Genomic DNA, 25,107 nt, shown 5'->3' with positions numbered 1-25,107 from the left:
ATGAGTACAGACACGGTTGTCACGCATGATTTACTCCGTATAGGTCGGATCGTATCCATCAAACTTATACGGAGCAAATGAGAATAGACGGATATGCGCCGACTTTTTATAAAGAAGCAACGTGTTTATAAAAAGGAGGAACTTACCATGTCAATGATTCATGTACAGAACCTGACATTTTCATATCCCAGCAGCTTTGATCCTATTTTTGAAGAGGTTAGCTTTCAAATAGACACGGATTGGAAGCTTGGTTTTATCGGCCGCAACGGTCGAGGCAAAACAACCTTTTTCAATCTGTTATTAGGGAAATATGAATATAGCGGTCATATTGTCTCTTCGGTGGAATTCAATTATTTTCCGTTTCCGGTTAAGGATAAAAGCAGGCTCACCTATGAAATATTGGAAGAGATATGTCCGCAAGCCGAGGATTGGGAGTTTCTTCGGGAGATATCATATTTGGATGTTGATGCCGAAGTGATGTACAGGCCATTCGAAACGTTATCCAATGGGGAACAAACGAAGGTTTTGCTGGCTGCGCTTTTCTTGAACGAAGGGCAATTTTTATTGATTGACGAGCCGACCAATCATTTGGATACCCACGCTCGAAAGATGGTTTCCAAATATTTAAAAAGCAAAAAAGGGTTCATATTAATTTCGCATGACAGGAACTTTTTGGATGGCTGCGTCGACCATATCTTGTCCATAAACAGAGCGAATATAGAAGTTCAAAGCGGTAATTATTCCTCTTGGAAGCTGAATTTTGACAGGCAGCAGGAGCATGAGGAAAAAACGAATGAGCGTTTGCAGAAGGATATTGGAAGGCTGCAACAATCTTCGAAACGTTCCGCTAATTGGTCGAATCAAGTGGAAGCCACTAAAAATGGCACAACGAATTCGGGTTCTAAATTGGATAAGGGGTTTGTAGGACATAAAGCCGCAAAAATGATGAAGCGCGCAAAAAACCTGGAGACCAGGCAAAATAAAGCCATTGAAGAAAAGTCAACGCTGCTTAAAAACGTGGAAAAAACGGAGTCTTTGCAATTAGAGCCGTTGGAATACAAATCCAAGGAACTCCTTCAGTTAACGGACGTGTCCGTTAGGTATGATGGTGAATTCGTGAATAAACCAATAAGTTTTAAGGTTGAAGCGGGAGACCGAGTCGTGCTGGAAGGAAAGAATGGCAGCGGAAAAAGCAGTATTCTAAAATTAATGCAAGGGATGCCAATCCGGCATACAGGTACGTTGAACCTTGGTACCGGTCTTGTCATTTCTTACGTGCAGCAAGATACCTCTCATTTAAAGGGGACGCTGTCTGATTTTATTGAAGAACATCAGATTGATGAGCCGAAATTTAAATCCATTCTCCGAAAGATGGATTTTGACCGTGTCCAGTTCGAAAAAGATATATCCCACTATTCTGGCGGGCAAAAGAAAAAGCTGCTTATCGCTAAAAGTTTATGCGAGAAAGCTCATTTATATATTTGGGATGAACCGCTAAACTTTATTGATGTTTATTCGCGAATGCAAATTGAAGAGCTTATTAAAAGCTTTCAGCCAACCATGGTATTTGTTGAGCATGACCGGACGTTTCAAGAGGAAGTTGCAACGAAAACGGTAACTTTATAGTTATACAATGGAGAGTTGCATACCTTGAAACAACAAGACAGCTGCCGACAAGCGATCGGCAGCTGTCTTTCTTTCAACGATTTTCCTCTGCCGGAGAGACGGGATTTGTTCTTGCCAGCCGTGCCCGATAAGCGCTTGGTGTAACTCCGTGCCATTTTTTAAAATGCGAAGTAAACGACTCGGGAGTATGGTATCCCACTTGTTCGGCTATTGCCCCAATCGTGAGCAAGGTTGCATCAAGCAAGCGAGCTGCTTCCTGCAGCCGGGCTTCTTGCAGCTTATCCCGCAGGGACATTCCGTATTGCTTGCGAACCGCACGTTCGGTCTGCCTGATGCTAAGGCCGAGCTGACCGGCAAGCGTTTTTATCGTGATATGCTTATAGTTGTACAAGAGGTTGTTCTCGATCAACACCATTCGTTTATCGTCCAACGTCTTCAAGGGTTCAGTCTGCAGCGTTGGCCGATTGTTCGTATAATTCCGAACCAGTCCGAAGACCGTCTGCTCTAGTAGAATCGTTATGCAGCGCCGGTAACCTATCGCGCGGGCGTTTATTTCCCAAGCCAGCTTCTCGAAGACAAGCTGCAATTGCTGGTTATCCTGTCCAATCCAGAATGGCGTGTTCAAGAATAATCGCGCGATTTCGCAGACATCCTCGGAATCGTCTCCGCTTCTTCCGTGCAACCGTTCATGGTGATGGCGGCCGCTCGGGAGCGCCTCGAAGAAAATGCAATACTCGAACATCGGGTCTGACGGATCCGTAATCTGCTCGTGCTTGACACCCGGTCCGGTCATGTACAAGCTGCCGGGCGAAAGCGGGAATTCTCTTCCTTCCGCAACCAGGCTTCCGTGGCCGGACGGAATGTAATGGAGCTCATAACTGCCGTTGCTGTGACGATGTTCGGGCATGGAATGGTAGAAGAACCCGGATTTTATATAGAGTACGTTCAACACAAGCTTCCCAAGCATAATCTTAAGATCCAGATTATCTAATTGAATCATCGGATGCCCCATCCGCTGTCCTCCTAGCTGCGCTATTGCGACATCTTTGTCCTAATGGACGTCGCATTTACCCGTATCCCGAGCTATAACGGCTCGCTATGATTGGATTATAGCACACGCGGAAGGAGTGTAAGGATGGATAGAAATGAATATTTAAAACGGATTGACGAGGAGGTCGCATCGGGAAGCTTCAGCGACGACTGGGATTCGCTCAGCGGTTTCCGTGTTCCCGAATGGTACAAGGACGCGAAATTCGGCATTTTCATCCACTGGGGCGTTTACGCCGTACCGGCTTTCGCCAATGAGTGGTACCCGCGTAATATGTACATCCAAGGCACGCGGGAATTTGATCATCACCGCGCGACGTACGGCGACCATCAAACATTCGGCTACAAGGATTTTATCCCGATGTTCAAGGCGGAGAAGTTTCATGCGGACGAGTGGGCCGAATTGTTCGAGCAAGCGGGAGCACGCTACGTGATGCCGGTTGCAGAACATCATGACGGCTTTCAGATGTACAAGAGCGAGGTGTCCAGATTCAACGCATTCGAGATGGGACCGGAGCGAGATGTGCTGGCCGAACTCAAATCGGCATTTGAGGCACGGGGGTTAGTGTTTTCCGTGTCGTCTCACCGGGCAGAGCATTGGTTCTTCATGTCGCATGGCAAAGCCTTCGAGTCGGATATCCGCGAACCGCTTGCATGCGGCGATTTCTACTGGCCTTCGATGCCGGAACCGGATCATCAGGATTTGTTCGGTTCCCCGCCGAGCAAGGAATATTTGGAGGATTGGCTGCTGAGGTGCTGCGAGCTGGTCGACCGTTACAAGCCTAGAATCTTTTATTTCGATTGGTGGATTCATACGGCAGCCTTTAAGCCTTATCTCAAGAAATTCGCCGCGTACTATTACAATCGCGCAGCCGAATGGGGATATCAAGGCATTATCAATTACAAGCACGATGCTTTCAAGTTCGGCTCCGCGGTACTTGATATCGAACGAGGCCAGTTCGCCGATCTGCAGCCGTTCTATTGGCAGACCGACACCGCTGCGGCGCGAAACTCTTGGTGCCATGTCGAGGGAATGGATTACAAATCTTCGGTAGAGATTATTCAGGATCTCGTCGATGTCGTGAGCAAGAACGGCAACCTGCTGCTCAATGTTGGCCCCAAAGCCGACGGTACGATTCCGGAAGGCGACCGGCGCATTCTTCTCGATATCGGCGGCTGGCTGAAGACGAATGGTGAGGCGATCTACGGCACGACATTCTGGCGAACGTTCGGCGAAGGGCCTACGGTAGTGGAGGAAGGACAGTTCACGGACGGAAAGGCCAAGCTGTTCACCGGCGAAGACATCCGGTTCACGATGAAGGGGAGCGTTTTGTATGCGCATGTTCTCTCTTATCCGGATGATGGGATCGTGAAGATCAAAACGTTGAAGGAGCGGGCGCACCTTTTTCACGGCCTCATCCGCGAAATCGATGCGTTAGGGTTTGAGGAGAAGCCGGTATGGGAAAGGACCGAAGAGGCGTTGGTTATCCGAACGAGAGAGGTGCGCAGCCCGTATCCCGTAGTCTTCCGAATTCATGTTGACTGAGGCTGCAATCTAAATTATCTTCAGTGTGATTACGCAAAATATACATGTGCCACATGCGGGTGTAACAACTCCATGTGGTTTCTTTTCGTCTATGCCGCCTTTAATTGCAGACCCGTTGACAGAACGTAGAAATAGCTCCTATTATGAGAATGATCGATCTCATTCCTGCGCAGGTGAAAAATCGACAACAAAGAGGAGAGTGGGATAGCGCTCCGCCGCGGCATTCCACATACCTTACTATGTCCAACGTTTTGGCTTAAGGAGGGAAAGGGAAGATGATAAATAAAAAGGAAGCCATCTTGGAAAACATGATCCAAACGTTTGAACGCTTGAGCGGCAACAGTCCCTACACGACTTTTTCTCGTGACGATAACTGCGCAAGAATGGAATCTGCATTACCGTTAACGATTTTTAATCGCGTGTTTCATTATAATGCGCATGATTACGATAAGCTCAATGCAATCAGGCAGATGCAAACCATTATCGATTCCTATCGGGAACGTGGCGCAACTTGCGTCTGGCATACCTATTCCCATACGCAGGACGAAGTCGTTAACGAAACGCTGAAAGCTAACGGATTCCTATTTGGCGGTACCATGTCCGGCATGGCGGTTAATCTTAAAGAGAAAGCAATTAACCAAGCTAATGGTTCGGGATTAAAAATCGTAATCGTTCAAAGCGATGAAGAATTTGAGAGGTTCAAGCGGGTGTTCGTGGCAGAATACAGCCTGCCGGACGAATTGGCCAAACGCTTTACCCAAGCATTTGCACTTGATCCGGAGGGACGAATGCAGTATTATCTGGCCTATTCGGATGATGAACCCGCAGGAACGGCTATGACGTTCCGCACGGGTGAAGTGACAGGCCTATACATGGTTGCGACATTAAAGGAATTCCGTGCAAGAGGTATCGGCGGCGCGATCGTAGGTCAAGCTTTGCACGACATGCAGGCCGCGGGGGCAACGTTGGCCGTTTTACAGGCTAGTTCGATGGGACAGACCATTTACCGCAAACATGGATTTGAGGAAGAGCTGACGATAAATTTATTCGTATCACAAAACATGTAGAAAGCTCCGATTTAACTGCGGTTCCGAAGCTGTGCCAACGATCATTTTCGAGCATTTTTCAAGCGTCAAGCATCGATATGGAAGCATCGGCTATTTGATGCAGCTTCTTTTTATCCGCATAGGTTCGAACTAATACTCTTAATCCGATCAGCGTTGTCTGCAAACTAGCTGCAAGTATTTTTGCATCCTTATCAATCGGAATCTCGCCCGACTCCTGACCTTTTTGTATGAGCTCAACCAGAACTTTCTCCGAGTTATAAAAACCTTCGTTTGTTATTTCGCGTACTTCCGGATCCCTCAAAGCCAGTTCGGTCACAGAATTTACAAATAAGCAGCCTAACGGCCGACCGTCATTCACCTCAATCAGATAATCAAAGAGGAAACGTATGGTTTGTTTCGCCGAACGACCTCTTGCTACTTCTGCTTGAATAGTTGCTATCTTTTGTTTCTCGTATAGTTCCAGCGTCTTTACAAAGAGGCTATGTTTATCGCCAAAGGTGGCATACATGCTTCTGCGATGTATTCCCATATGCGTAACAAGGTCCTGAAGCGAGGTCTTTTCATAACCCTTTTCCCAAAATAAATGCATTGCCTTTAGAAGCACTTCGTTTTCATCGAACTCTTTATTTCTTGTCATCGTTTTCACCTCTTCATTGCGATTTTATCACATTGAGAACAATCGGTAAAATATGATCATGAATAAATCTCAAGTCATTGTCTCTTATACAGTTGTTTAAGCTTGAAAGTACTGACAGGAAAAAAATATGAAATATGAAGATTGGTATAGATTCGTTGACAAAACATTGAAGGAGTTCTTATTATGAGAATGATCGATCTCATTACGCGCAGGTAAAGTCGGCGTGAAAGAGGATGCCGTAAGTACGCTATTTAAGAATGGAGAGCTACGCTATGACGACGACACTGAGACACTATAAAATTTCGATTGACGGAGTAGTGCAAAGCTTTCACATCGCCGGCAAAGGGCCGGTTTGTCTGGTCCATCCAGGCGGTCCCGGCTTCAACTGGAATTACATGCGCATGCCGCTGCTTGAACAAACGATGACAGTTGTTTATATCGAGCCTATAGGAACGGGAGATTCGGGATTGTTGCAGGACGGGGATTACAGCATGCCGCGGTACGCCTATTTCGCGCATAAGATAGCTGAGCACATCGGGGCTGAGAAGCCCTGCTTCTTGGGTCATTCGCATGGAGGCTTTGCGGGAATTCAATATGCTTTAGATTATCCCAATGAGCTCGGAGGACTCATTCTCCATAGCAGTGCACCATGCATGGTGCCGGAGCTTGGAATGGAGCAGACTCGGCAAATCAAGCTCTATGCGGAGCGTTGGCCGGATCGTCCGGAAGCTCAGGCTGCGTGTCAGGCATGGATGGACTTAGGAGCGGGAGCAGCACAGGACAAAGAGTCGTTCCTAGAACTGTTGGGGCGGTTGTTACCCGCATTTTTCGGAAATTATTGGAATCTGCCCAAGGAGTTCGAGGAGTGGAGAGACAATTTGGATTTTTACCTTGTTCCTCGTAATCCGCATACGTGGGATGCAAGGGAGGTTTTAGATGCGATTGACGTACCGACTCTTATCTTGGTCGGCGAACATGATTTCAACTGCGGCCCGCGATGGGCCGCGGAGATGGACGATAAAATGCCCAATTCGCAGCTGCATACCTTTGAAGCGGGTGGCCACATGAGCCATGTTGAAAGCCCGGAGGAATTCGTGAAAGTCGTGAGTGATTTTGTCCGTCACGTTCGAAGTGCTTGATATTCTGCTGTGTGTCACGGTTTGGGAAGAGGTTTTATGAAGCCATAATGAAGAAAAAGGACGCCATCGAGGTGATTACTCGTGCCGTCCTTTTTCGCTTGTTATTGAGCCTCCAATACCGATATGAACCCGTCGTGAACTTCCTGCGTGATTGTTGTGCCACACCCCACTTATTCCTAAAATGGAATTATACTTCCTTAATGACGTGCGATTGCTTATTCTCCTTACCTAAAACCAATGCGCCAAAAAATTAAAGAAAAATACTTTATTCCACTTTGCAACAAAGTGAAAATCTGATACGATATAGAATATAGCCTATAGATTTAGTAAGGATTAAAGGGAGGCACTTTTTCATGGACAATTTGATGCTTGATTCCATAGATGCAACGACACATCTGGATCAACTCGAGGCTGAAGCGATTTATATTATTCGGGAAGTAGCGGCGGAATGTGAAAATCCCGTCATGCTGTACTCGATCGGTAAGGACAGCTCCGTGATGCTGCATTTGGCGCTGAAAGCATTTTATCCGGAGAAGCCGCCGTTTCCTTTCCTTCATATCGATACGACATGGAAGTTCAAAGAGATGATTGAATTCCGCGACCGCAAGGCGAAAGAATTCGGAATAAAGATGCTTGTTCACTCCAATCAGGAAGGGATTGAGCAAGGGATCAACCCATTCGATCATGGTTCCGCCTATACGGATATTATGAAAACCCAAGCCCTAAAGCAAGGGTTGGACAAATACGGATTTACGGCTGCTTTTGGCGGCGGAAGACGCGATGAGGAAAAGTCGCGCGCGAAGGAGCGGATTTTCTCCTTCCGCAATAAGAATCATGCCTGGGATCCGAAAAATCAGCGGCCGGAAATGTGGAAGCTGTTCAACACCAGAATCAATAAGGGCGAAAGCATTCGCGTATTCCCGATTTCCAACTGGACGGAAAAGGATATCTGGCAATACATTCGCAGGGAGAATATTGATATCGTGCCACTCTACTTCGCGAAAGAACGGCCTGTCGTCAACCGTGACGGGCAGATGATTATGGTGGATGATGAGCGTATGAAGCTCGAGCCCGGCGAGAAGATTGAAATGGCAAAGATGCGGTTCCGCACTTTAGGCTGCTATCCGCTCACTGGCGGCGCTCCGTCAGAGGCCGATACGCTGGATGCGATCATCGAAGAAACGCTTGGTGCGGTATCCTCCGAACGGACAACAAGGGTAATCGACCAGGAAGAAGCGGGAAGCATGGAGAGACGTAAACGGGAGGGCTATTTCTAAGATGAAGAGTCTGCTTAAATTTATTACTTGCGGAAGCGTGGATGACGGCAAATCCACCTTGATTGGACATATGCTTTATGAGGCTAAGCTCTTGTTCGCCGACCAGGAGAGAGCGCTTGAGCTGGACAGCAGGCTGGGCAGCCGCGGCGGCAAAATCGACTACTCCTTGCTTCTTGACGGGCTGCTTGCGGAACGCGAGCAGGGGATTACGATTGATGTGGCTTACCGGTACTTTACGACGGATCACCGTTCGTTCATTGTAGCGGATACGCCGGGGCATGAAGAATATACGCGCAACATGGCCGTAGGCGCATCCTTTGCCGATCTTGCCGTTATACTGGTGGACGCAACCAAAGGGATTATTACTCAAACGAAGCGCCATACCCGGATTTGCGCCCTCATGGGGATTAAGCATCTGGTTCTGGCGGTAAACAAAATGGATTTGGTGGGTTTTGACCCGGAGAAATTTGATGAAATCAAAGAGGAGTTCTCCCGCATCACGACTGAATTCCGGTTTGAGAGCATCCAGGTAATCCCTGTTTCCGCAACGGAAGGGGATAACATAACGAAGAAATCGCCGAATACGCCTTGGTACAAGGGGCTTGCTTTGCTGCCGTATTTGGAGAGTGTTGATGTTCATACAAGCGACGAGGCAAAGCCGTTTATGATGCCCATTCAGCGGGTATGCCGGCCGGACCACACCTTCCGCGGCTTCCAAGGCCAGATTGAGGCCGGCAGCATCGCGGTTGGCGATGAACTGATAACCCTGCCTAGCCATGAGAAGGCGAAGGTTAAACGAATCTTAGTAACGGACCAAGACAGGAATTCGGCTCATGCCGGGCAGCCTGTCACGATTCAATTGGATCGGGAAGTCGACGTGTCGCGCGGCTGCGTGTTTACGAAGGACAATAAGCTCCAAGAGGCGGACAGCTTTAGCGCTACGATTCTTTGGATGGATGATTCGGTCCTGACGCCGGGGAGAAATTATTTGGTGAAGGTCGGCACGAAGGTCCTTCCTTGTACGGTGACAGCAATCAATTACAAAATCGATATTAATACTGGAAATACGGTTTCGGCCGATCATGTGGTTAAGAATGAATTGGCTAAATGCGAATTTTCATTATCGGATGGTATTGTTTTTGACTCGTTTGAAAAAAATAAAAGCATCGGCGGGTTTATTCTCATCGATCGCGTAACGAATATGACCTCCGCTTGCGGCGTTATTGACGAAGCTCTTCAAACCTCTGACACTGCCGTCCGGATCGATACGGAAATCACCAGAGATGTTCGTGCCCAGCAAAAAGGTCAGCAGCCGTTAACGATTTGGCTTACGGGCTCCGTTCTGGATAATTCGGCTCTTGCAAAGGAAATCGAGAAACGGTTGGTAGCCAGAGGTTATCATACGATGCTGATCGATAACGGCTCAGGAGAATCCGTGCAGCAAATCGCAGCTTACGCCGCATTGCTAAACGATGCGGGACTTGTTGCATTGGTACCGTTCAGTTCCAAGAATGACAATGACCAAGCCATTGCGCAAGACATAATCGGTCAAGCCCTTTTGCCAATCGAGGTTGCCGCACACTCTTCAATCGAAGAAGCGGCTAGCGATATTGTAAAACGTGTTGTGAAGGCTCTCATTCAAGTATAGTTTCATCAATTTGAGCTATAAGAAAGGAAACTTTCTTGTAGCTCTTTATTTTTTGATGCGTTATGATCGGAAATCTGCTGAAGAAACCGGAAATGCCCTTCTTTTTGGTCTCCACCGGTTTTGGAGATGTCGATTTAGTGGCATGAACACGCGCACCTGCTCGTACACTGTACTAATGAGCTTGTACGATGACGGATTGCCGCGGAGGGATAACGATGAAAATTAAGTCCGGCGGATTCGAAGCCGTGTATTACGGCCGCGTTCTCGCCTACGGAATGAATCCGATCCAAGTCGTGTTGTCGGAAGAGAACGATCCGCTGACATTCGTGTTTTGCATTGAATTCGAATCGGAGCGAGACGACTATATGACGGATATTAGGCTGGTCCGTTACAATGAAGTCCGCATCGCCTGCGTTAATTTTCCGCGAGGCAAGCCGATCGGCAATCAAGACATGATCCAGCTCGGCGTATTGAACAACCGCAAACTATCTTTGCGTTACGAAGTGACTGTTAATTACGATGCGTCGTCTTGGGCCTTGGCCTTCACTTTCTATGCGGGCGAGGAGGCCGGGACGGTATGAACAAAATCGAAATTCAGGATCCGCGGGTAGCCAGCAAGATCATAGCGGTGAACGCGGAGAACGACAAACGCAAAGCGGAGCTTGGCTTCCTTGGCAAATTCTTCGGTTCGGGCGAGAACGTGCGTCTGTATATCGTCGGTACGATAGCCCTCAGCGTTCTTCTCATTGCTCTGGTCTATACGTTGATCCCCGACCAATACCGTTCGCCTGACTTCGGCTTAAAGGAAATATGGACGCTCGTGGTGCTTCCCGTTGAATCGACGATTATCGGTTACCTGATCGGATCGAGGTCGAAGGAAAACGCTTAGTCGCAGCGCCTTGAGATTGAAAAAGGATAAAAGGAAAAGCCGCGCGATTTCATCGCGCGGCTTTCATTTCACTAAAGGTTTACCAAGGAAGCTGATTATGCATAAAGAAGAACTGACCGGTCGGCCCGTCAGCAGGGAGCGAAGCCAACATCACGCTTGTCTTGCTGCCTTCCGCAGCGTCCAATTCGGCGTATTGCCCACCGATTTCGGTCTTCACCCAGCCCGGATGCGCGGAGTTGACTTTAATCGGCGTATCCCGGAGCTCGTGCGCCAAATGAATCGTAAACATATTCACCGCTGCTTTGGACGTGTCGTACGCGAATACCTTCATGTCGTAGATAGGCGCTTCCGGATTGGAATGCAGCGTAAGGGAACCTAGAACGCTGGACAAATTGACGATTCTGCCAGCTGGCGATTTGCGAATCAATGGCAAAAGCAATTGCGTCAGTTCAACCAAGGTGAAGAAATTGGCTTCGAACGTATCACGAACAATATCCGGCGTTACGCTGCTGGTTTCGTTCATCGGTACAAGATGCTCGACCTCCTTTTGCACCCCGGCATTGTTAATCAGGATATCGAGCTTCCCATACTTTTGGTCAAAGAAAGCATATGCGGCTTGACGGTCTTCAGCCAGAAGCACATCGAATTTAATGCTCTCCGCTTGGATACCCTCTGCCTGCAGCGCTGCTGCCGCGACTTTTCCTTTCTCCGCATCGCGTGAACCGATGACGACATGAGCGCCGAGCTTGCCTAATCCGCGTGCCGTCTCCAGACCGATGCCCCGGTTTCCTCCAGTAATGAAAGCGACTTTCCCTTCGAGATTGCTTTGGTTTGCAGTCATGTAGAATTGCTCCTTCTCCTTTTATTTGATGAATCCTATTGATTTTGTCCCTATTCGACATCTTTTGAGAATGATCATTCTAAATAGGCCTAAACACATCATACCCTATTGGGAACGATCAGTAAAGAATTTTTTTTGCCGATAACTGATAACTGATTCCGGCGTACATCGGATAAATAATTGTAAGTAAATATATAGTTTGTAAGGTTACGTCCCTCTAAATCGTCATGATAATATTAAACTATGATAACCATGCGACGAAGGGACGATAATGAACGATGAACAATCGGAATGTGACAGCGGTACCTGCCGAATATCTTAGGTCAGTTAATGGTGAGCTTCAAGGTACGATTCAAGAGGTTTCCTATGAGGTAAGCAACTATATTCATTCGTCGCGGCAGCTTGTCACCAATCGGAACATCGGGATCAGCGAAGCGGGAAGAGAAACCGTTGAGGGCGATACCCTATCGAAGAGATGCAATGTATACATGCCTGCGGGCTATGATCCAAACGACACGACCGTCAAATACAATGTATTGTATTTGCTTCACGGCGTCGGCGGTAATCAATTCGAGTGGTTAAGCAGCAACGGTCAGGTTGACGAGCGATATATCATTTGCAATTTATTCGACAATCTCATTGCAAACGGGGACATCGAACCGCTGATCGTCGTGTTCCCCAACGGAAGAAGCGCGCATGACTGGACGGACGCTTCCTTTACTACCGAAGGAACCAATATGCTGGGGTTCTATTACTTCGATTACGAGCTGCGATACGATTTGATTCCGTTTATAGAATCAAACTACAAAACATTCGCAAACATAAATAATACAACACCCGAGGGAATTTTTTATAATCGCATGCATCGAGCGATCGCCGGGCTTTCGATGGGAGGAATGCAGGCTCTGAATCTGATTGTCGGCGGTTACAGATACGATTCGACGCGATTCACGGGAACCGAGAGTGCCTGGAACAACGGGCTGGACAAAACGGTGCTTGCGCCAGGCTTGATCGATTTGTTCGCTTATGTCGGAGCTTTTTCGAATGCTCCCACGTCGAGTGAAGGCAGCGTTCTTGGAGCAAGCCTGGCCTCATCCGATTATAAGCTCCGGCTGCTGTATATGACCTGCGGAGATGCCGATGGCGTTGCCATTACGAGCTACGCGAAATCGATAGAGGGGCTTATAGACCAAGCGGGAAATCACCTTGGTCCTTTTTATCAAGTTCTGATTAAGGACGGTTTTCACGATTTTAACGTTTGGAATAACGGTGCCTACAATTTTAGCCGTTTGATATTTAGAAATAACGAGGAATATGCAGAATCGGATGTTATTCGGAAGACGCTTTAGAACCAAGGTTCCGGGAGAAAGCTGGTCAATTGCCGGCTTTCTTTTTTTAAGTTTATTCCAACATTTCAAGTTGACACTCATTAAACCTCTGTTATCCTGAATGTACCCCGGTTGTTCTTTCCACATTCCTTGTCCTAATGAAGAGAAAGGAAGAAATGACGAAATGAAAGGATTCTCGAATTATATAGGCGGGATTTCCATTAAGAATAAAATATTCATCTCCAATATTCTAATCATTGTCGTATTTATTTCCACCCAGTCGATCTTTGCCAACACGATATCACAGAAGGCAATTATCGATAAAGCCACAAATAATTCATCCCGGGAGCTTGTGCTCATCAAAAACAATCTTCAAACCTTGCTATCCTCCATTGAAGATTATTCCAAAATTCTAGCCAGCGATTATCGATTGCAGAACGCCCTCTATTACGATTACTTATTAAATAACGAGCCCAATGCGATCAAGCCGGTTGAAGGCTTAAACAACCTCTCGATGAACAAAACCCTTTCCGAGACGATCAGCAACATTGTCGAGCCTAATACCAAAATCAAAGCCGTCAGCATTCTTACCTCCAATCAACATTGGGTGGACGTTGGATTCGCCGACAATGCCTACGCTGCACGTCTATTTGGATACGGTTACGGAGCGGATGACCGGACCTATTTGCCCATTTGGACGGGGTTGATTAAATTCAGATTCTTATACGAAGGGGATGACAACGTATTTGCGGTTTCCAAAACAGTCATCCACAAAGATACGGGAAAAACGATCGGCCGAATTTTTCTGTACGTCAAAGAAACGACAATCGCTTCCATTTACGAGGAGGGGAAAAACAAAGGCGGTGAATTTTATATCGTAGATGCCGACGGCCGGATTATTTCCGCGCAGAATAAAGCCATGCTATACCGGGACTTCAAGGAAGCCGCCTCCATTAGCATCCCCGATGACGGTAAAGACGCAAGCTTTACGCAAGGGAGCGGAAGTCGGGAAATGCTGATCCTCACCCATCGCTTCGAACCGCTGCAATGGACAATTGTAAGCGCTATCCCGATGAATGAGATTACGTCGGAACGGAAGGAGATTAATCAATTGATCATCGGGATCGGGGCGGCATGCTTGCTGCTGGCATTAATGGTCTCTTTTCAATTGTCACGATCGATCACCCGCCCCATCTTCCGGCTTGCCAAGACCATGAGGGAAATCCGGAGCGGAAAGATGCAGGTCAGAAGCTCGTACCAATCAACGGACGAAATCGGATATTTAAGCGAGGGCTTTAATAATCTAATGGACCGCATTGAGGCGCTTATGGCTGAGAACGTCGAGAAACAAAGAACAAAGGCGGAGATCGAATTTAAATTGCTGCAATCGCAAGTGAAGCCTCATTTTTTGTACAATACGGTGGAAACAATTATTTCCCTTATTAAGCTGGGATTGGGGAAGCAGGCCATAACGGCCGCCCAATACATGGCAAACTTTTATAAAATCTCGTTAAGCAAAGGCTACGATATTATATCCATCGGCGAAGAGATGCGTCTTACGGAAAGCTATTTGGAAATTCAGCAGCTTCGTTACGTGGAATATATGGCGTACACGATGGATATCGACGATGAGATTTTGACCTATTCGATACCGAAGCTGACCTTGCAGCCCATCGTGGAGAATGCGATCTATCACGGGTTGAAGCTTAAACAGGAAAAAGGAATCATACGCGTCACGGGGAGGCGCTCTGGCAATCATATCGAAATCGAAATTTACGATAACGGGGCCGGCATGCACAAGGATCAGACGAAGGCGATAATGGCGGAATCCGGCGTCTCTTCGGAAGGCGGCGGGTTTGGGATCAGGAGCGTATCCAATCGGATCCGAATGCTGTACGGGGACCGATACGGTCTGCAAGTTGAAAGCGAATACGGCGTTTACACGAAAATTATCATCCTATTGCCTCTTCGTCCGCAAGAGCTACCACCGCATTCATAAGGCTCTTTTCTATAATTCGCATGCCAAGGATGGAATTGAACAGGAGGAACGGAACGTGTACAAAGTGCTTATCGTCGATGATGAATTCTACTTCAGGCAAGCCTTGAAGATTTCGCTGCCCTGGAGCGAGCTGGGATTCCAAATAGCGGGAGAAGCCAAAAACGGGGCGGAAGCGCTGGAGCTGATGCCCGAGGTAGAGCCGGATGTTGTGTTAGTCGATATGAATATGCCGATCATGGACGGATTGGAGTTTATCCATAAAGCCAAGGAGCGCGACCAGAAAACAAAATTTCTGGTGTTGTCGGGTCACAGCGAATTTGCGTATGCCAGGCAGGCCGTGCAATTGGGGGTTGTGAACTACGTGCTGAAGCCGATCAATGAAGAAGAGCTCCAGGGCTCTTTGCTGAATATAAAGGAGCTGATACGATCGGAGCGTCTGGGAGAGCTTGAACTGGACGATTTGAGAAAGCAGGCTAGCGAGGGCTTGTCCTTCATGAAGGAACAAGTGCTGAGCGGTTGGCTGCGAGACAGCGGCAGCTCCAGATCGCGGCCGCAGCCGGATCGATTGCACGATCTGGGAATACCGCTGGAAGGGTTGCATTACCGGGCGGTTGTCGTCGATCTGGATGCAGACGATCAGAGCCATCCTGACGAGGGGATGCGCATTCATAAAGCCATGGTGCAGGAAATCGCTAAGCGCTGCATGCAAAGCGCCTATCACAGCGTAAGTTGCCAGGATCAAGACGGGCGTCTCGTTCTGATCTTAGGTGAGCCAGAAGGCTCCTTCAACAATCTGGAAACGATTTGCGAAAAGATAAGATTAACCGTACAGAGCGATACAGCCTGTACGGTTACGATCGGCTTAGGCACCGGCTGCGATACGTTTGAGTCCATCCCGGATTCGTATAAGGAAGCGATAATGGCCTTGAGGCATCGGTTTGTATGGGGCGGCAACAAGGTTTTCGTTCATTCCTCGCAGGTGGATCCCGGAACGAAAGCCGGGCTGTACTCGGTGGAGAAGAGGAGCGGCTTGCTGATGCTCATGCGGATCGGAAATATCACCGAGACGGAAGAATGGCTCGTCCGATTTTTTCGTGATGCCCGCGATCAAAAAGCCTCCATGGAAATGCTGCTGCTTGCCGGAATCGAGATCGTTTCCACATGCCTTGAATTTTTGGCCGAAGCCTCGCAAAGCTTTGAGGATGTTTTCCGGGATACGACGCAGCCCGACATGATCCAGCACGTTCAGCGAATGAAGACGTTCAAAGAATTGGACGAGTGGATACATGCTTTAATTCTAAAGGCGATGGATCACGTGCATAGCCGCAAAACCAATAGAGCCGCCAAAGTGATAGAGGAGGTTAAAGCGTACATTTCGAATCACTATGGCAACGAGGAATTAAGAATAGAGGATATAGCGAGAAGCGTCCATATGAATTACAATCATCTCTGCTTCGTATTCAAAAAGGAAACGACCTTTACGATCAATGACTACCTGACCGAAATAAGGATCATTAAAGCGAAAGAGCTGTTTGATCAAGGAGAGAAGGTTATCCAAAACGTAGCGAACCGGGTGGGCTATGCCGACGCCAATTATTTCAGCAAATGCTTCAAAAAGCATATGGGAATTACGCCCAGCAAATATGTGAATCAAATCCAATAGCCTATTTAAGGCAGAGCTAGACGAGAGGGAAAGTTTTCTCTATCGTCTATTTTTTTGCCGTTAATTTTACTGCCGGACTGAGAATACTCTCTGTACGAAATTTAGGAAGATTCGTAAAATTAGCTCAAGGTTAAGGTTGATACCGCTTACAAGGCTAGATTCAACCGATATCCGTTTCGACAAATAGGGGAGGTATAACAATGGTAACGAAGTCAAAGGCAGCGGCCATGGTCCTTATGGCAAGTACTCTACTGGTTTCATCGGCATGCGGAAGCGGGAACAACACAAATTCCAACAAGCCGTCCAACAATCCTTCGCCGTCGGCAGCAAGCACGGAAGATAACAAGGAGACCGCGGCTCCGGACGGCAAAAAAATCAAGATGAGGGTTATCACGATTACGACGGACGAGAATCGCAATAACATTATGGAAAAATACATCAAGCCTAACCTTGCCGCTGCGCTTCCCAATCTTGAAGTCGAGTTTGAGCCCGGCGGCGGCGGCGAGGATATGGCAAACAAATTGAAGACGCTGAATTCTTCCGGGGATATGCCGGACGTATTCTGGAGCGATGCGGGCTACTTTACCCCGCTGAAGAACACGGGCAGCATCCTGGATCTGACGCCTTATATTTCGAAAGACGGCTTCATTGACAAATATGCGGTGCCGGATGCGTTAAAGCATGTCGATAACGGGATTTACAGCCTATCCTCCGGAGCGGATACGTATTTCACCCCCGTCATCTTTTACCATAAAGACATGTTTGAGGAAGCAGGGGTGAAGGTGCCGACCACGTTCGACGAGCTGCTTCAAACCTCGAAGACGCTCAAGAGCAAAGGCATGGTTCCGGCCGTAACCCCAGGCAAGGACGGATGGGGGCCGAAGCTCTTCATGCTGCAGCAAATGATTCAAATCGGGGACCCGCAGGCGATGGCGGATCTCGTCAGCAACAAAACGGATTTTACCAATCCATCCGTCAAGGAAGGTGCGGCCCGAATCGAAACGATGGTCAAGGAAGGCGTGTTCCCAGACGGCATAGCCAACCTGGATTACGGTCCGGCGATGGAGATGTTCACGTCCAAAAAGGCGGCAATGCTCATGATGTTTACTTGGGAACTGCCGAATCTGGCAAAAGACGAAACGGTTGATTTCTTCCCGTTCCCAAGCGCAAGCGATAAGTACGACCCTGCACAGACTGTGCAATTCTGGGGTTCTCCGGTTAACGGATACGCGGTAAACGGCAAAACCAAGCATCCGGAAGAGGCCGTCAAGCTTGCCGAATTCCTGGCCATGCAGGATGCGTTATACTTCGAATCCACGGGAGCGCCAATATCCTTGCAGACCGGCAATCAGGCAAATAACAGAAGTCCGCTCATGCAGAAGTTCGTTGACTGGTATAATCCGATCCCGAATAAAATCGCGTCCTTTGCTCTTAATTCGATAGATGCGAAAACCTCTGCCGAATTGTCTACGCAAGGAGCGAACTTATTGACGGGCGAATACGCCTCCGAAGATTTTAATGCCGCGATGAACAAGATTTGGAGCGAGAATACGTGGTTTAACAAGTAGAAAAGACGAGGATAACAGCTAAATCCCCTTCGGCTGAAACCGGGGGGATTTAGACACAAATTAAACGGTGGAGAGAGCGATGAACAAGTACTTTAGCACCAAAATGTCCATATTCGTATTTGCTTCCCCGGCCTTGCTGCTGTTTACCGTATTCTGCGTATACCCCTTGCTGCCGGAGATCTGGATGAGCTTGCATAAGCATGACGGATTTCGAAATTTGGGATTTGTCGGTTTGGATAATTACAAAGACGTGATGGCTTCGCCTTCCTTTTGGAGCGCCCATAAAAATACGTATCTTATCGTAGGCATCTCCTTATTGCTGGGGCTGCCCCTCTCCATGATGCTTTCGCTTTTTATGGATGCTCAAACCCCAAGGTTTCGCCGCTTCTTCAAGACGGCGGCGATGTTCCCCGCTATCTTGTCGGTCACGGTGGTTGCCCAGATCTGGCTGGCTTTCTACGAACCGAATTGGGGATTGTTTAACAGCATACTCGACTCGCTTGGTCTGAGCTCCTGGACGCATTCGTGGCTGACGGAAAAGCAAACGGTCATGCCCAGCATCGGGGTGACATTCCTGTGGCAATATATCGGTCTCAACGCGATGCTGTTTTATACGGGGATCAAGACCATCCCCAAAAGCTACTATGAAGCGGCTTTGATCGACGGTGCCAATTTTGTTCAAGTCTGTTTGCGGATTACGATCCCCTTGCTGCAGAATGTCATCAAGTACGTACTTATTCTGTCTACCTTAGGCTCGATGGCCTTCTATTCGCATGTGCGAGTGATGACGGCAGGAGGCCCGGGGGACACATCCAGGACGGTCATCTACCAGATGTATTATACGGCATTCGATACTTCCGAGTTTGGCAAAGGTACTGCGATCGCTGTTATTTTTATTCTGGAATGCCTCTTGATCTCCTTTGTCATCCAAAGGTACGTAGCTAGGGAAAAACTAGAGTTTTAAGCTAGGGGGGAGTCTTCTGAAAGTATTAAGCCGGGTGTTTTGGATCGCCGTCGGATGCACGTTTCTGTTTCCTTTGTACTGGATGGTAACGATGTCGTTGAAGTCCAAAAGCGAAGCTTACGACAATCCGTTTGGCGTACCGTTTTCCTTGGATTGGCTGAACTTCAGCGAAGCGTTGTCCAAATATCATTTTTATACGTATTTCGAGAACAGCTTGATTTATACGGTAGGGACGATCGTCATAACGCTGGCGACGGGAAGCATGCTGGCCTATTGCCTCAGCCGCATGCAATGGAAATTCAATTCGGCGGTGTTGTTTTACGTATCCATGGGACTGATTGTCCCGATCGAGGTTGTTGTTATTCCTTTATTCCAGCTGGTTAAAGCGCTGCATATCAAAAACAGCTATTTAGGTCTTATCCTGCCGTATTCCGGCTTCGCCATCGCTTCCTGCGTCCTCATGCTGTATGCCTTTCTCCGTTCGTTGCCGAAGGAGCTGGAGGAAGCGGCATGCATAGACGGAGCGAATGTCTATCAGACCTATATAAGAATCATATTTCCAATCGTGATGCCGGCATTGGTTACGCAATGCGTCCTTATATTCATTCGGATTTGGAACGAATTCCCGCTGGCTTTTATTATCGCCTCCAAGGATCAATTTCGGCCTCTAACCGTGGGATTGCTTGGTTTCTTCGTCAATGTGGGAGTTACGGATTGGGGGTTGATCGGCGCGAGCATGCTGCTATCCAGTTTGCCTATGATTATCGTTTATTTGGTAGGCAACGAGAAAATCGAAAATGCTTTGACAGCAGGGGCTATTCTGAAGTAGCCTCGCTCATACGCTCAGGCAGCCATGTGCATCACATTTTGCTTACATCCAAGGAGGTTTTATGGAAGTGAGAAAAAGAGCATTCATTTGGGTCATGACTTTCGTAATGGTTTTTTCCATGCTGCCCTTGTCAAGGTCGGTAGTCTCGGCCGACAGCGCAGCTAGTACGACTATCTATGTGGCTACGAACGGCAATGACAGCACGGGTGACGGAACCAAGGAAAAGCCGTATAAATCGATTGCCAAGGCAAAAGAAGTCGTAAGGACGCTGCCCAAGACCGGCGGGGATATCGTCGTTCAAATCGCGGACGGATATTATCCGCTAAATGAAACCCTGGTCTTCTCCAAGGAAGATTCCGGCAGCGCAAGCAGCACGATTCGCTATGAAGCGGCACCAGGTGCGAAGCCGGTAATCAGCGGCGGCGAAATGCTGGAAAAGGGCGTATGGACGGAGGCCGTCGGCCTTACCCAGACGGGAGGCTTAAAGGCGTATAAAACGACCCTTAACCGGAGCGATAAGCTGCGTGCGATCTATGTAAACGATAAGCGCGCCAACATGACGACAAGCCCGCAGATCGCTTCAGCGAACAGAACCGTTACGGGCACCCCCACCGTCAGCTTTACCTCTGCCGATAACCCTTGGGCGTGGCAGAACGGCAGCAACATTCGGGCCGGCATCGTATTCGATGCCAGCGTAGGTCTGACGACGGAAACGAAAAACCCTCAGAACATCGAGGCCGAAAGCATGGGCGGCTCTACGGCCAGATGGGCGAGGCCTTTCGTCACTTTCGCTTCGATCGAGCAAGCGCCGGCAGCCAGCAACAAACCCGGCGGCGTCATGCTCCGGTTCCAGATGCCGTATGGGGCGATTTCACAATCCTTAGGCAATAACACGCAATACAATCCGGGTAACAATCAAGTTATCCGCAATGCCTTCGAGTTCCTCAACAAACGCGGAGATTTCTATTTCGACCAGGCGGAAAGCACGCTCTATTACATCCCGCTTGCCGGTGAAGATATCAATACCGCCGACGTAGTTGTTCCAAAGCTTGAGACGGTCCTCGACATTAGAGGAATCCCGGTAGGAGATCGGTTGAATCCGATTGAGGGCTCGGATGACGGACGCGTCAAAAACATCACCTTCAACGGGCTGACATTTGCCCATACCGACTACAAGCTGTTTGAACTGACGGGCACCTACACGCTTAGCGACGGATCCGGTCCGGTAACGACGAGCTCCCGCGGCTACGCATCCGTTCAAGGCTCAATCGTGAACAAGGTTTATTTCCCAAGCAGCATTAACTGGCATGAGACCTTCTACCGGGGGTACGACATACCGCCAGCTGTCGTCATGATCAACGCGGCGAGGAACATTAAGGTACTGAACGGCGAGATCGGGCTTGCCGGATTTAATGGCATTCATATCGAAAACGATGCCAAGAACATCGAGGTCACGGGCAACTATATCGTGGATACGCTCGCTTCCGGCGTAGTGGTCGGACATCCGCAGCATATCTATGAAAACGATGAGCCGATTAAGCAGGAATCCAGCGTTTCCGTCTCCGGTACGCCAATCAGGAACTGGGCTGGCGTTGATAAGGAAAAGTTTGCGGCGGGTACGGAAGCGGTGCCGGAAAACATTTATATTACCAATAACTTCTTGTACAGAACCTGCTACGGATTTCCGGGCGCCAACGCGCTAGCCTCTTTCTACACAACGAATATGCAAGTTCTGCACAACTACATTTACGACACCACTTACGGCGCGATGAGCATCGGCTGGGGCTGGGACGAGTACGACGGGTTCGGCTTTACCGCCCAAGGCACGAACAAGACCGGCGGTCCTTACCATGGCACGCATGAAACGAGCGTCGCAAGATCTCCTATCATTTCGACAACCTCAAGAAACAACAAAATAAACTACAACCGGATAGAGGAAATTTGTACGGTCGTTAACGACTCCGGAGCCATCTACTCATTGGGACGCCAAGGGGATCCGGGTAATTTGCCGGGCGGAGGAACATGGGACACCGTCAACAATTTGACCAACGACCCCGTCACCGACAAGAACAGCAACTGGAATCCCGACAACTGGACGAATTTCACCGAAATGAACTACAACTTCCTTAACCCGAATCCAACCGACAAGCCTACAACCTCCAACAACTGGACAAACGGATTCCATCCCGACGAAGGCAGCACGTTCATCAAGATGATCGGCAACGTTGTGCAGTCAAAGCTTTCCCATGCACCGGGACAAAGCCGTCTCTTCGAATTTAACAACTGGAAGCGTAAAAGCGATATGATTGCCGTCGGAGGTTACGTAGACGGAAACAACAATCAGAATGGCGCTCCTAGGATTACTTACGACAATTACAAAAGCGAAGCCCGCATTTGGCCGTTAAAAGGCAACGAAATCGTGCTGAATTCGGGGCTCACCAATGAATACACCCATATGATCCCAAGAAGCCTCATTGCGGATACCGAGTTTGAGCTCGCTTCCAATGTCATTATGGGTAAAGGCGAAAAGCTGAACCGCAGAGGCCTGCTAAATGCTCAAGACACGGTCTGGCTTGCGCCAGCGAACACAACGGTGTTCAGCGAAGGCAATACGATGACAAAAGCTGCAGGCAACGAGAAGTCAATCAAAGCTCCGTCTGCCGCGGGTGAATACAAGCTCTATATTCAATACGGAGACGGCAGGGATACGGCCACATCCAAGTATACGGTCTACGTCGACCAGAACGCGTCCGCGATCAATGTGACGGACGGGGAAAATTACGAAGTTTCGGCGGTACGGCCTCTTGAACTGACTTTGAGCAAAGACTACACCTATACGCTTAACGGCAATCCCGTGATGAGCGGTTACAAAATCGCCACCGAAGGAAGCTGGACCCTAGTCGCCAGCACGCCGACCGAGCCGAATTCCATGACGATCAACTTTACAACGTCCGTATCGGTGGCCAACAGGCTGCTCCCGGCGGATGTGTCGGTAGCTCCGGGCGGGCAAGTGAGATTTGCTATCGATTTGGACGACTCGACTAAGAAGATATGGATTTCCTCGTCGAGCGGCGGACATTTCGATGGAGGCGACGATGAAACCGTAGCTTCAGGCGATATGCTCGCAATGACCGCGCCCATGCTGCCTGGTCCGTACATTATTTACGTACTGGCGGCGGACGGCGAAGTGTTGAGTCAATCGCACGCCCGCGTTGTGGTAAGCGATAAAACGCCTGCCGATATTCCTAGAAACGGTCTTGACTTATGGCTAAAAGCCGATGAGGGCGTTGAAAAAGACAGCAGCGGCAACGTAACGGGATGGACCAATATGGGAAGCGTGCCGGCGAAGCTTGTCCCGGCGAACGTTCCCGGCAGCGGCGGCGATAATCTTGGAACGCCAACCGGCAACCCTACATTAAAGAGCGATGTATACGATTATGTGGATTTTGCCGCGAACTCCAGGCCGCTGAAGGCCGCAGGCTTTAAAGATTACAACGGCAGCACGCAGATGACGATATACACGCTTGTTAGACCAACAACCACGGCCAATAACTCCAGCGACCAAAACGGCCTTGTTTATTTCGGATTGAATGAAGCTTACCAAACATGGGCTGCCAACGACGGCTGGAGCGGCATTAATCTCGGCGTAGGCACAAACCGAGTTAACATCCGCTTTGGTAACGCGGATGGAAGCGTATCGGGCGGCGGGCAGCAAATTGCGACAACTGCCACGGACGGTCTGGTCAGCGTTCGCGCTCAGTTAGACGGAACGAATAGAGCCGTTTACGTGAATAACAACGTCATCGGAACCCCTGGAACCAATGCGAAGGCGCTTAAAGGGAATAAATCGGATCTGGGCGTAGGCTACTCGATGGCTGCCGCAACTCCTTTCCGCTTCATGGGCAGAGTCGCACAGATTCTGATCTACGACAGGGTGCTGACGGCAGAAGAAATATCGAAAGTAGAAGCTTACTTTAACGAGGTCAAAGCCGGTCGCGGCGGTTCCGCGAACCCGATTACGCCAGCGGCGGTCGACAAAACGCTGCTGACCTCCTTCATAGGGACTGTCAATAACCTGGACGATACGCTTTATACCACCGATTCATGGAACACTTTTGCAAGCGCTTTAAGCGAGGCTCAAGCTGCCGTTGCGAATAGCGGAATCGGGCAGGAGGCAGCTGACAATTCCTATTACGCGCTGCGTAACGCGTTCAAAGCGCTTCAACTGGTCGTTCCCGTAACGGAAGTTACCGTCAGCGGGGAGAACGGCGCGTCCGTCATCAATCGGATCGGCGGCACGCTGCGGATGAGCGCAACTGTGAAACCGGATAACGCGACGGAGCGAAGCGTCACATGGACGGTCTCCGGACTTGACGGCACTGCGACCGGCGCTGCGACGATCGACGGCACCGGCCTGCTTTCGGCAGTCTCTGATGGTAACGTCCGGGTAACGGCCACCGCAGGCGACGGGTCCGGGGTGAGCGGCTCTAGCGTGGTGATGATTGATTCCGCCGCGCCGACGATCACCGTAATCGGACTTACAGACGGAAGTACGCTCGGCAATGCCGGCGAGTTCTCGGTACAGGTTGCCTTAACCGACAATTTGTCAGGAGTTGACGGCAGCAAGACGACGGTCACGCTGGATGCGAATCCTTATGTGCCGGGTTCGCCAGTGCCGCTGTATACGCTGGCTCCGGGTTCACACGCGCTTGCCGTGACTTCAACCGATTTGGCGGGGAATACCGCCACGCTAACGATGACTTTCACGATTGATGTCGATCAGGAAACCCTCAAGGAGCTAGTGACGGTTTTTGCTGACAACGGGTCGATCGATTCGCACGGTATTTCCAACAGCTTGCTGAAGAAGCTGGAGGCTGGCCAGCTTGAGGCGTTTATAAATGAAGTGAAAGCGCAGCGCGGGAAGCATATCGCCGAAGAAGCGGCAGACTATTTACTTCGGGATGCACTCCTTATAACGGGTCGGTAGTCGAAAGGGCTATCTCTCGAATCCAATAGGATCGGGAGATAGCCCTGCACGC

The 25,107-nt window shown here is 49.1% G+C and carries 18 protein-coding genes; 15 read left to right on the top strand and 3 right to left on the bottom strand.

Going from position 1 to position 25,107, the window contains the following annotated elements; all coding sequences use genetic code 11:
- Window positions 1–147: 147 nt before the first annotated feature.
- The gene (locus EV294_RS12185) at window positions 148–1,626 is read left to right on the top strand and encodes an Lsa family ABC-F type ribosomal protection protein (protein ID WP_132307098.1); all 1,479 of its coding nucleotides are present in this window, start codon (window positions 148–150) and stop codon (window positions 1,624–1,626) included.
- Window positions 1,627–1,699: 73 nt separating this feature from the next.
- Here EV294_RS12185 and EV294_RS12180 read toward each other — a convergent pair whose 3' ends face one another.
- Window positions 1,700–2,638 (bottom strand): helix-turn-helix transcriptional regulator, encoded by a 939-nt coding sequence (locus tag EV294_RS12180; protein ID WP_132307096.1) that lies wholly within the window; start codon window positions 2,636–2,638, stop codon window positions 1,700–1,702.
- Between the two features lie 123 nt (window positions 2,639–2,761).
- On the opposite strand from EV294_RS12180, the gene EV294_RS12175 reads away from it, so the two are divergent.
- Entirely contained in the window at window positions 2,762–4,219 is a 1,458-nt protein-coding gene (locus EV294_RS12175; protein WP_132307094.1) for an alpha-L-fucosidase, read from the top strand.
- Between the two features lie 275 nt (window positions 4,220–4,494).
- On the top strand, window positions 4,495–5,286 hold the full coding sequence (locus tag EV294_RS12170) for a GNAT family N-acetyltransferase (protein WP_132307092.1): 792 nt from the start codon (window positions 4,495–4,497) through the stop codon (window positions 5,284–5,286).
- Between the two features lie 58 nt (window positions 5,287–5,344).
- Here EV294_RS12170 and EV294_RS12165 read toward each other — a convergent pair whose 3' ends face one another.
- A complete protein-coding gene (locus EV294_RS12165) occupies window positions 5,345–5,923 on the bottom strand; it encodes a TetR/AcrR family transcriptional regulator (protein ID WP_132307090.1) in 579 nt (192 codons plus the stop codon).
- 272 nt (window positions 5,924–6,195) lie between these two features.
- Between EV294_RS12165 and EV294_RS12160 the strand changes: the two genes are divergently transcribed.
- From EV294_RS12160 to EV294_RS12140, 5 genes are all read left to right on the top strand, one after another.
- Entirely contained in the window at window positions 6,196–7,062 is an 867-nt protein-coding gene (locus EV294_RS12160) for an alpha/beta fold hydrolase (RefSeq protein ID WP_165930657.1), read from the top strand.
- 353 nt (window positions 7,063–7,415) lie between these two features.
- Window positions 7,416–8,339, top strand: a complete 924-nt coding sequence (gene cysD, locus EV294_RS12155; protein WP_243711635.1) for a sulfate adenylyltransferase subunit CysD — start codon at window positions 7,416–7,418, stop codon at window positions 8,337–8,339.
- 1 nt (window position 8,340) lies between these two features.
- Complete coding sequence (locus tag EV294_RS12150) at window positions 8,341–9,987, top strand: GTP-binding protein (RefSeq protein WP_132307086.1); 1,647 nt, start codon at window positions 8,341–8,343, stop codon at window positions 9,985–9,987.
- Window positions 9,988–10,202: 215 nt separating this feature from the next.
- Entirely contained in the window at window positions 10,203–10,568 is a 366-nt protein-coding gene (locus EV294_RS12145) for a DUF6864 domain-containing function (protein ID WP_132307084.1), read from the top strand.
- The gene (locus EV294_RS12140; protein WP_132307082.1) at window positions 10,565–10,876 is read left to right on the top strand and encodes a hypothetical protein; all 312 of its coding nucleotides are present in this window, start codon (window positions 10,565–10,567) and stop codon (window positions 10,874–10,876) included. Before EV294_RS12145 ends, EV294_RS12140 begins: the two co-directional genes overlap by 4 nt.
- 79 nt (window positions 10,877–10,955) lie before the next feature.
- Here the strand turns inward: EV294_RS12140 and EV294_RS12135 are convergent, their stop codons facing one another.
- Entirely contained in the window at window positions 10,956–11,717 is a 762-nt protein-coding gene (locus EV294_RS12135) for an SDR family oxidoreductase (RefSeq protein ID WP_132307080.1), read from the bottom strand.
- 278 nt (window positions 11,718–11,995) lie between these two features.
- Here EV294_RS12135 and EV294_RS12130 point away from each other — a divergent pair, with 278 nt between their 5' ends.
- The 7 genes from EV294_RS12130 (at window position 11,996) to EV294_RS12100 (ending at window position 25,055) form a co-directional block, all read left to right on the top strand.
- Complete coding sequence (locus EV294_RS12130; protein WP_132307078.1) at window positions 11,996–13,066, top strand: alpha/beta hydrolase; 1,071 nt, start codon at window positions 11,996–11,998, stop codon at window positions 13,064–13,066.
- 163 nt (window positions 13,067–13,229) lie between these two features.
- On the top strand, window positions 13,230–15,044 hold the full coding sequence (locus EV294_RS12125; protein ID WP_132307076.1) for a cache domain-containing sensor histidine kinase: 1,815 nt from the start codon (window positions 13,230–13,232) through the stop codon (window positions 15,042–15,044).
- A gap of 55 nt (window positions 15,045–15,099) precedes the next feature.
- Complete coding sequence (locus tag EV294_RS12120; RefSeq protein ID WP_132307074.1) at window positions 15,100–16,707, top strand: response regulator; 1,608 nt, start codon at window positions 15,100–15,102, stop codon at window positions 16,705–16,707.
- A 200-nt stretch (window positions 16,708–16,907) separates the two neighbouring features.
- Window positions 16,908–18,275 carry an ABC transporter substrate-binding protein gene (locus EV294_RS12115; RefSeq protein WP_132307072.1) on the top strand — a complete coding sequence of 456 codons (1,368 nt, stop codon included), beginning with the start codon at window positions 16,908–16,910 and terminating at the stop codon, window positions 18,273–18,275.
- Window positions 18,276–18,354: 79 nt separating this feature from the next.
- On the top strand, window positions 18,355–19,239 hold the full coding sequence (locus EV294_RS12110; protein WP_132307070.1) for a carbohydrate ABC transporter permease: 885 nt from the start codon (window positions 18,355–18,357) through the stop codon (window positions 19,237–19,239).
- Between the two features lie 91 nt (window positions 19,240–19,330).
- Window positions 19,331–20,068, top strand: a complete 738-nt coding sequence (locus EV294_RS12105) for a carbohydrate ABC transporter permease (protein WP_243711634.1) — start codon at window positions 19,331–19,333, stop codon at window positions 20,066–20,068.
- Between the two features lie 61 nt (window positions 20,069–20,129).
- The gene (locus tag EV294_RS12100; RefSeq protein ID WP_243711633.1) at window positions 20,130–25,055 is read left to right on the top strand and encodes an Ig-like domain-containing protein; all 4,926 of its coding nucleotides are present in this window, start codon (window positions 20,130–20,132) and stop codon (window positions 25,053–25,055) included.
- Window positions 25,056–25,107: the final 52 nt, after the last annotated feature.

It is taken from the genome of Paenibacillus sp. BK033 (assembly GCF_004345425.1).
Classification (GTDB): Bacteria; Bacillota; Bacilli; order Paenibacillales; family Paenibacillaceae; genus Pristimantibacillus.
Note: the sequence above shows the minus strand (reverse complement) of the source record. Positions and strands in the feature narration are given on the sequence as shown.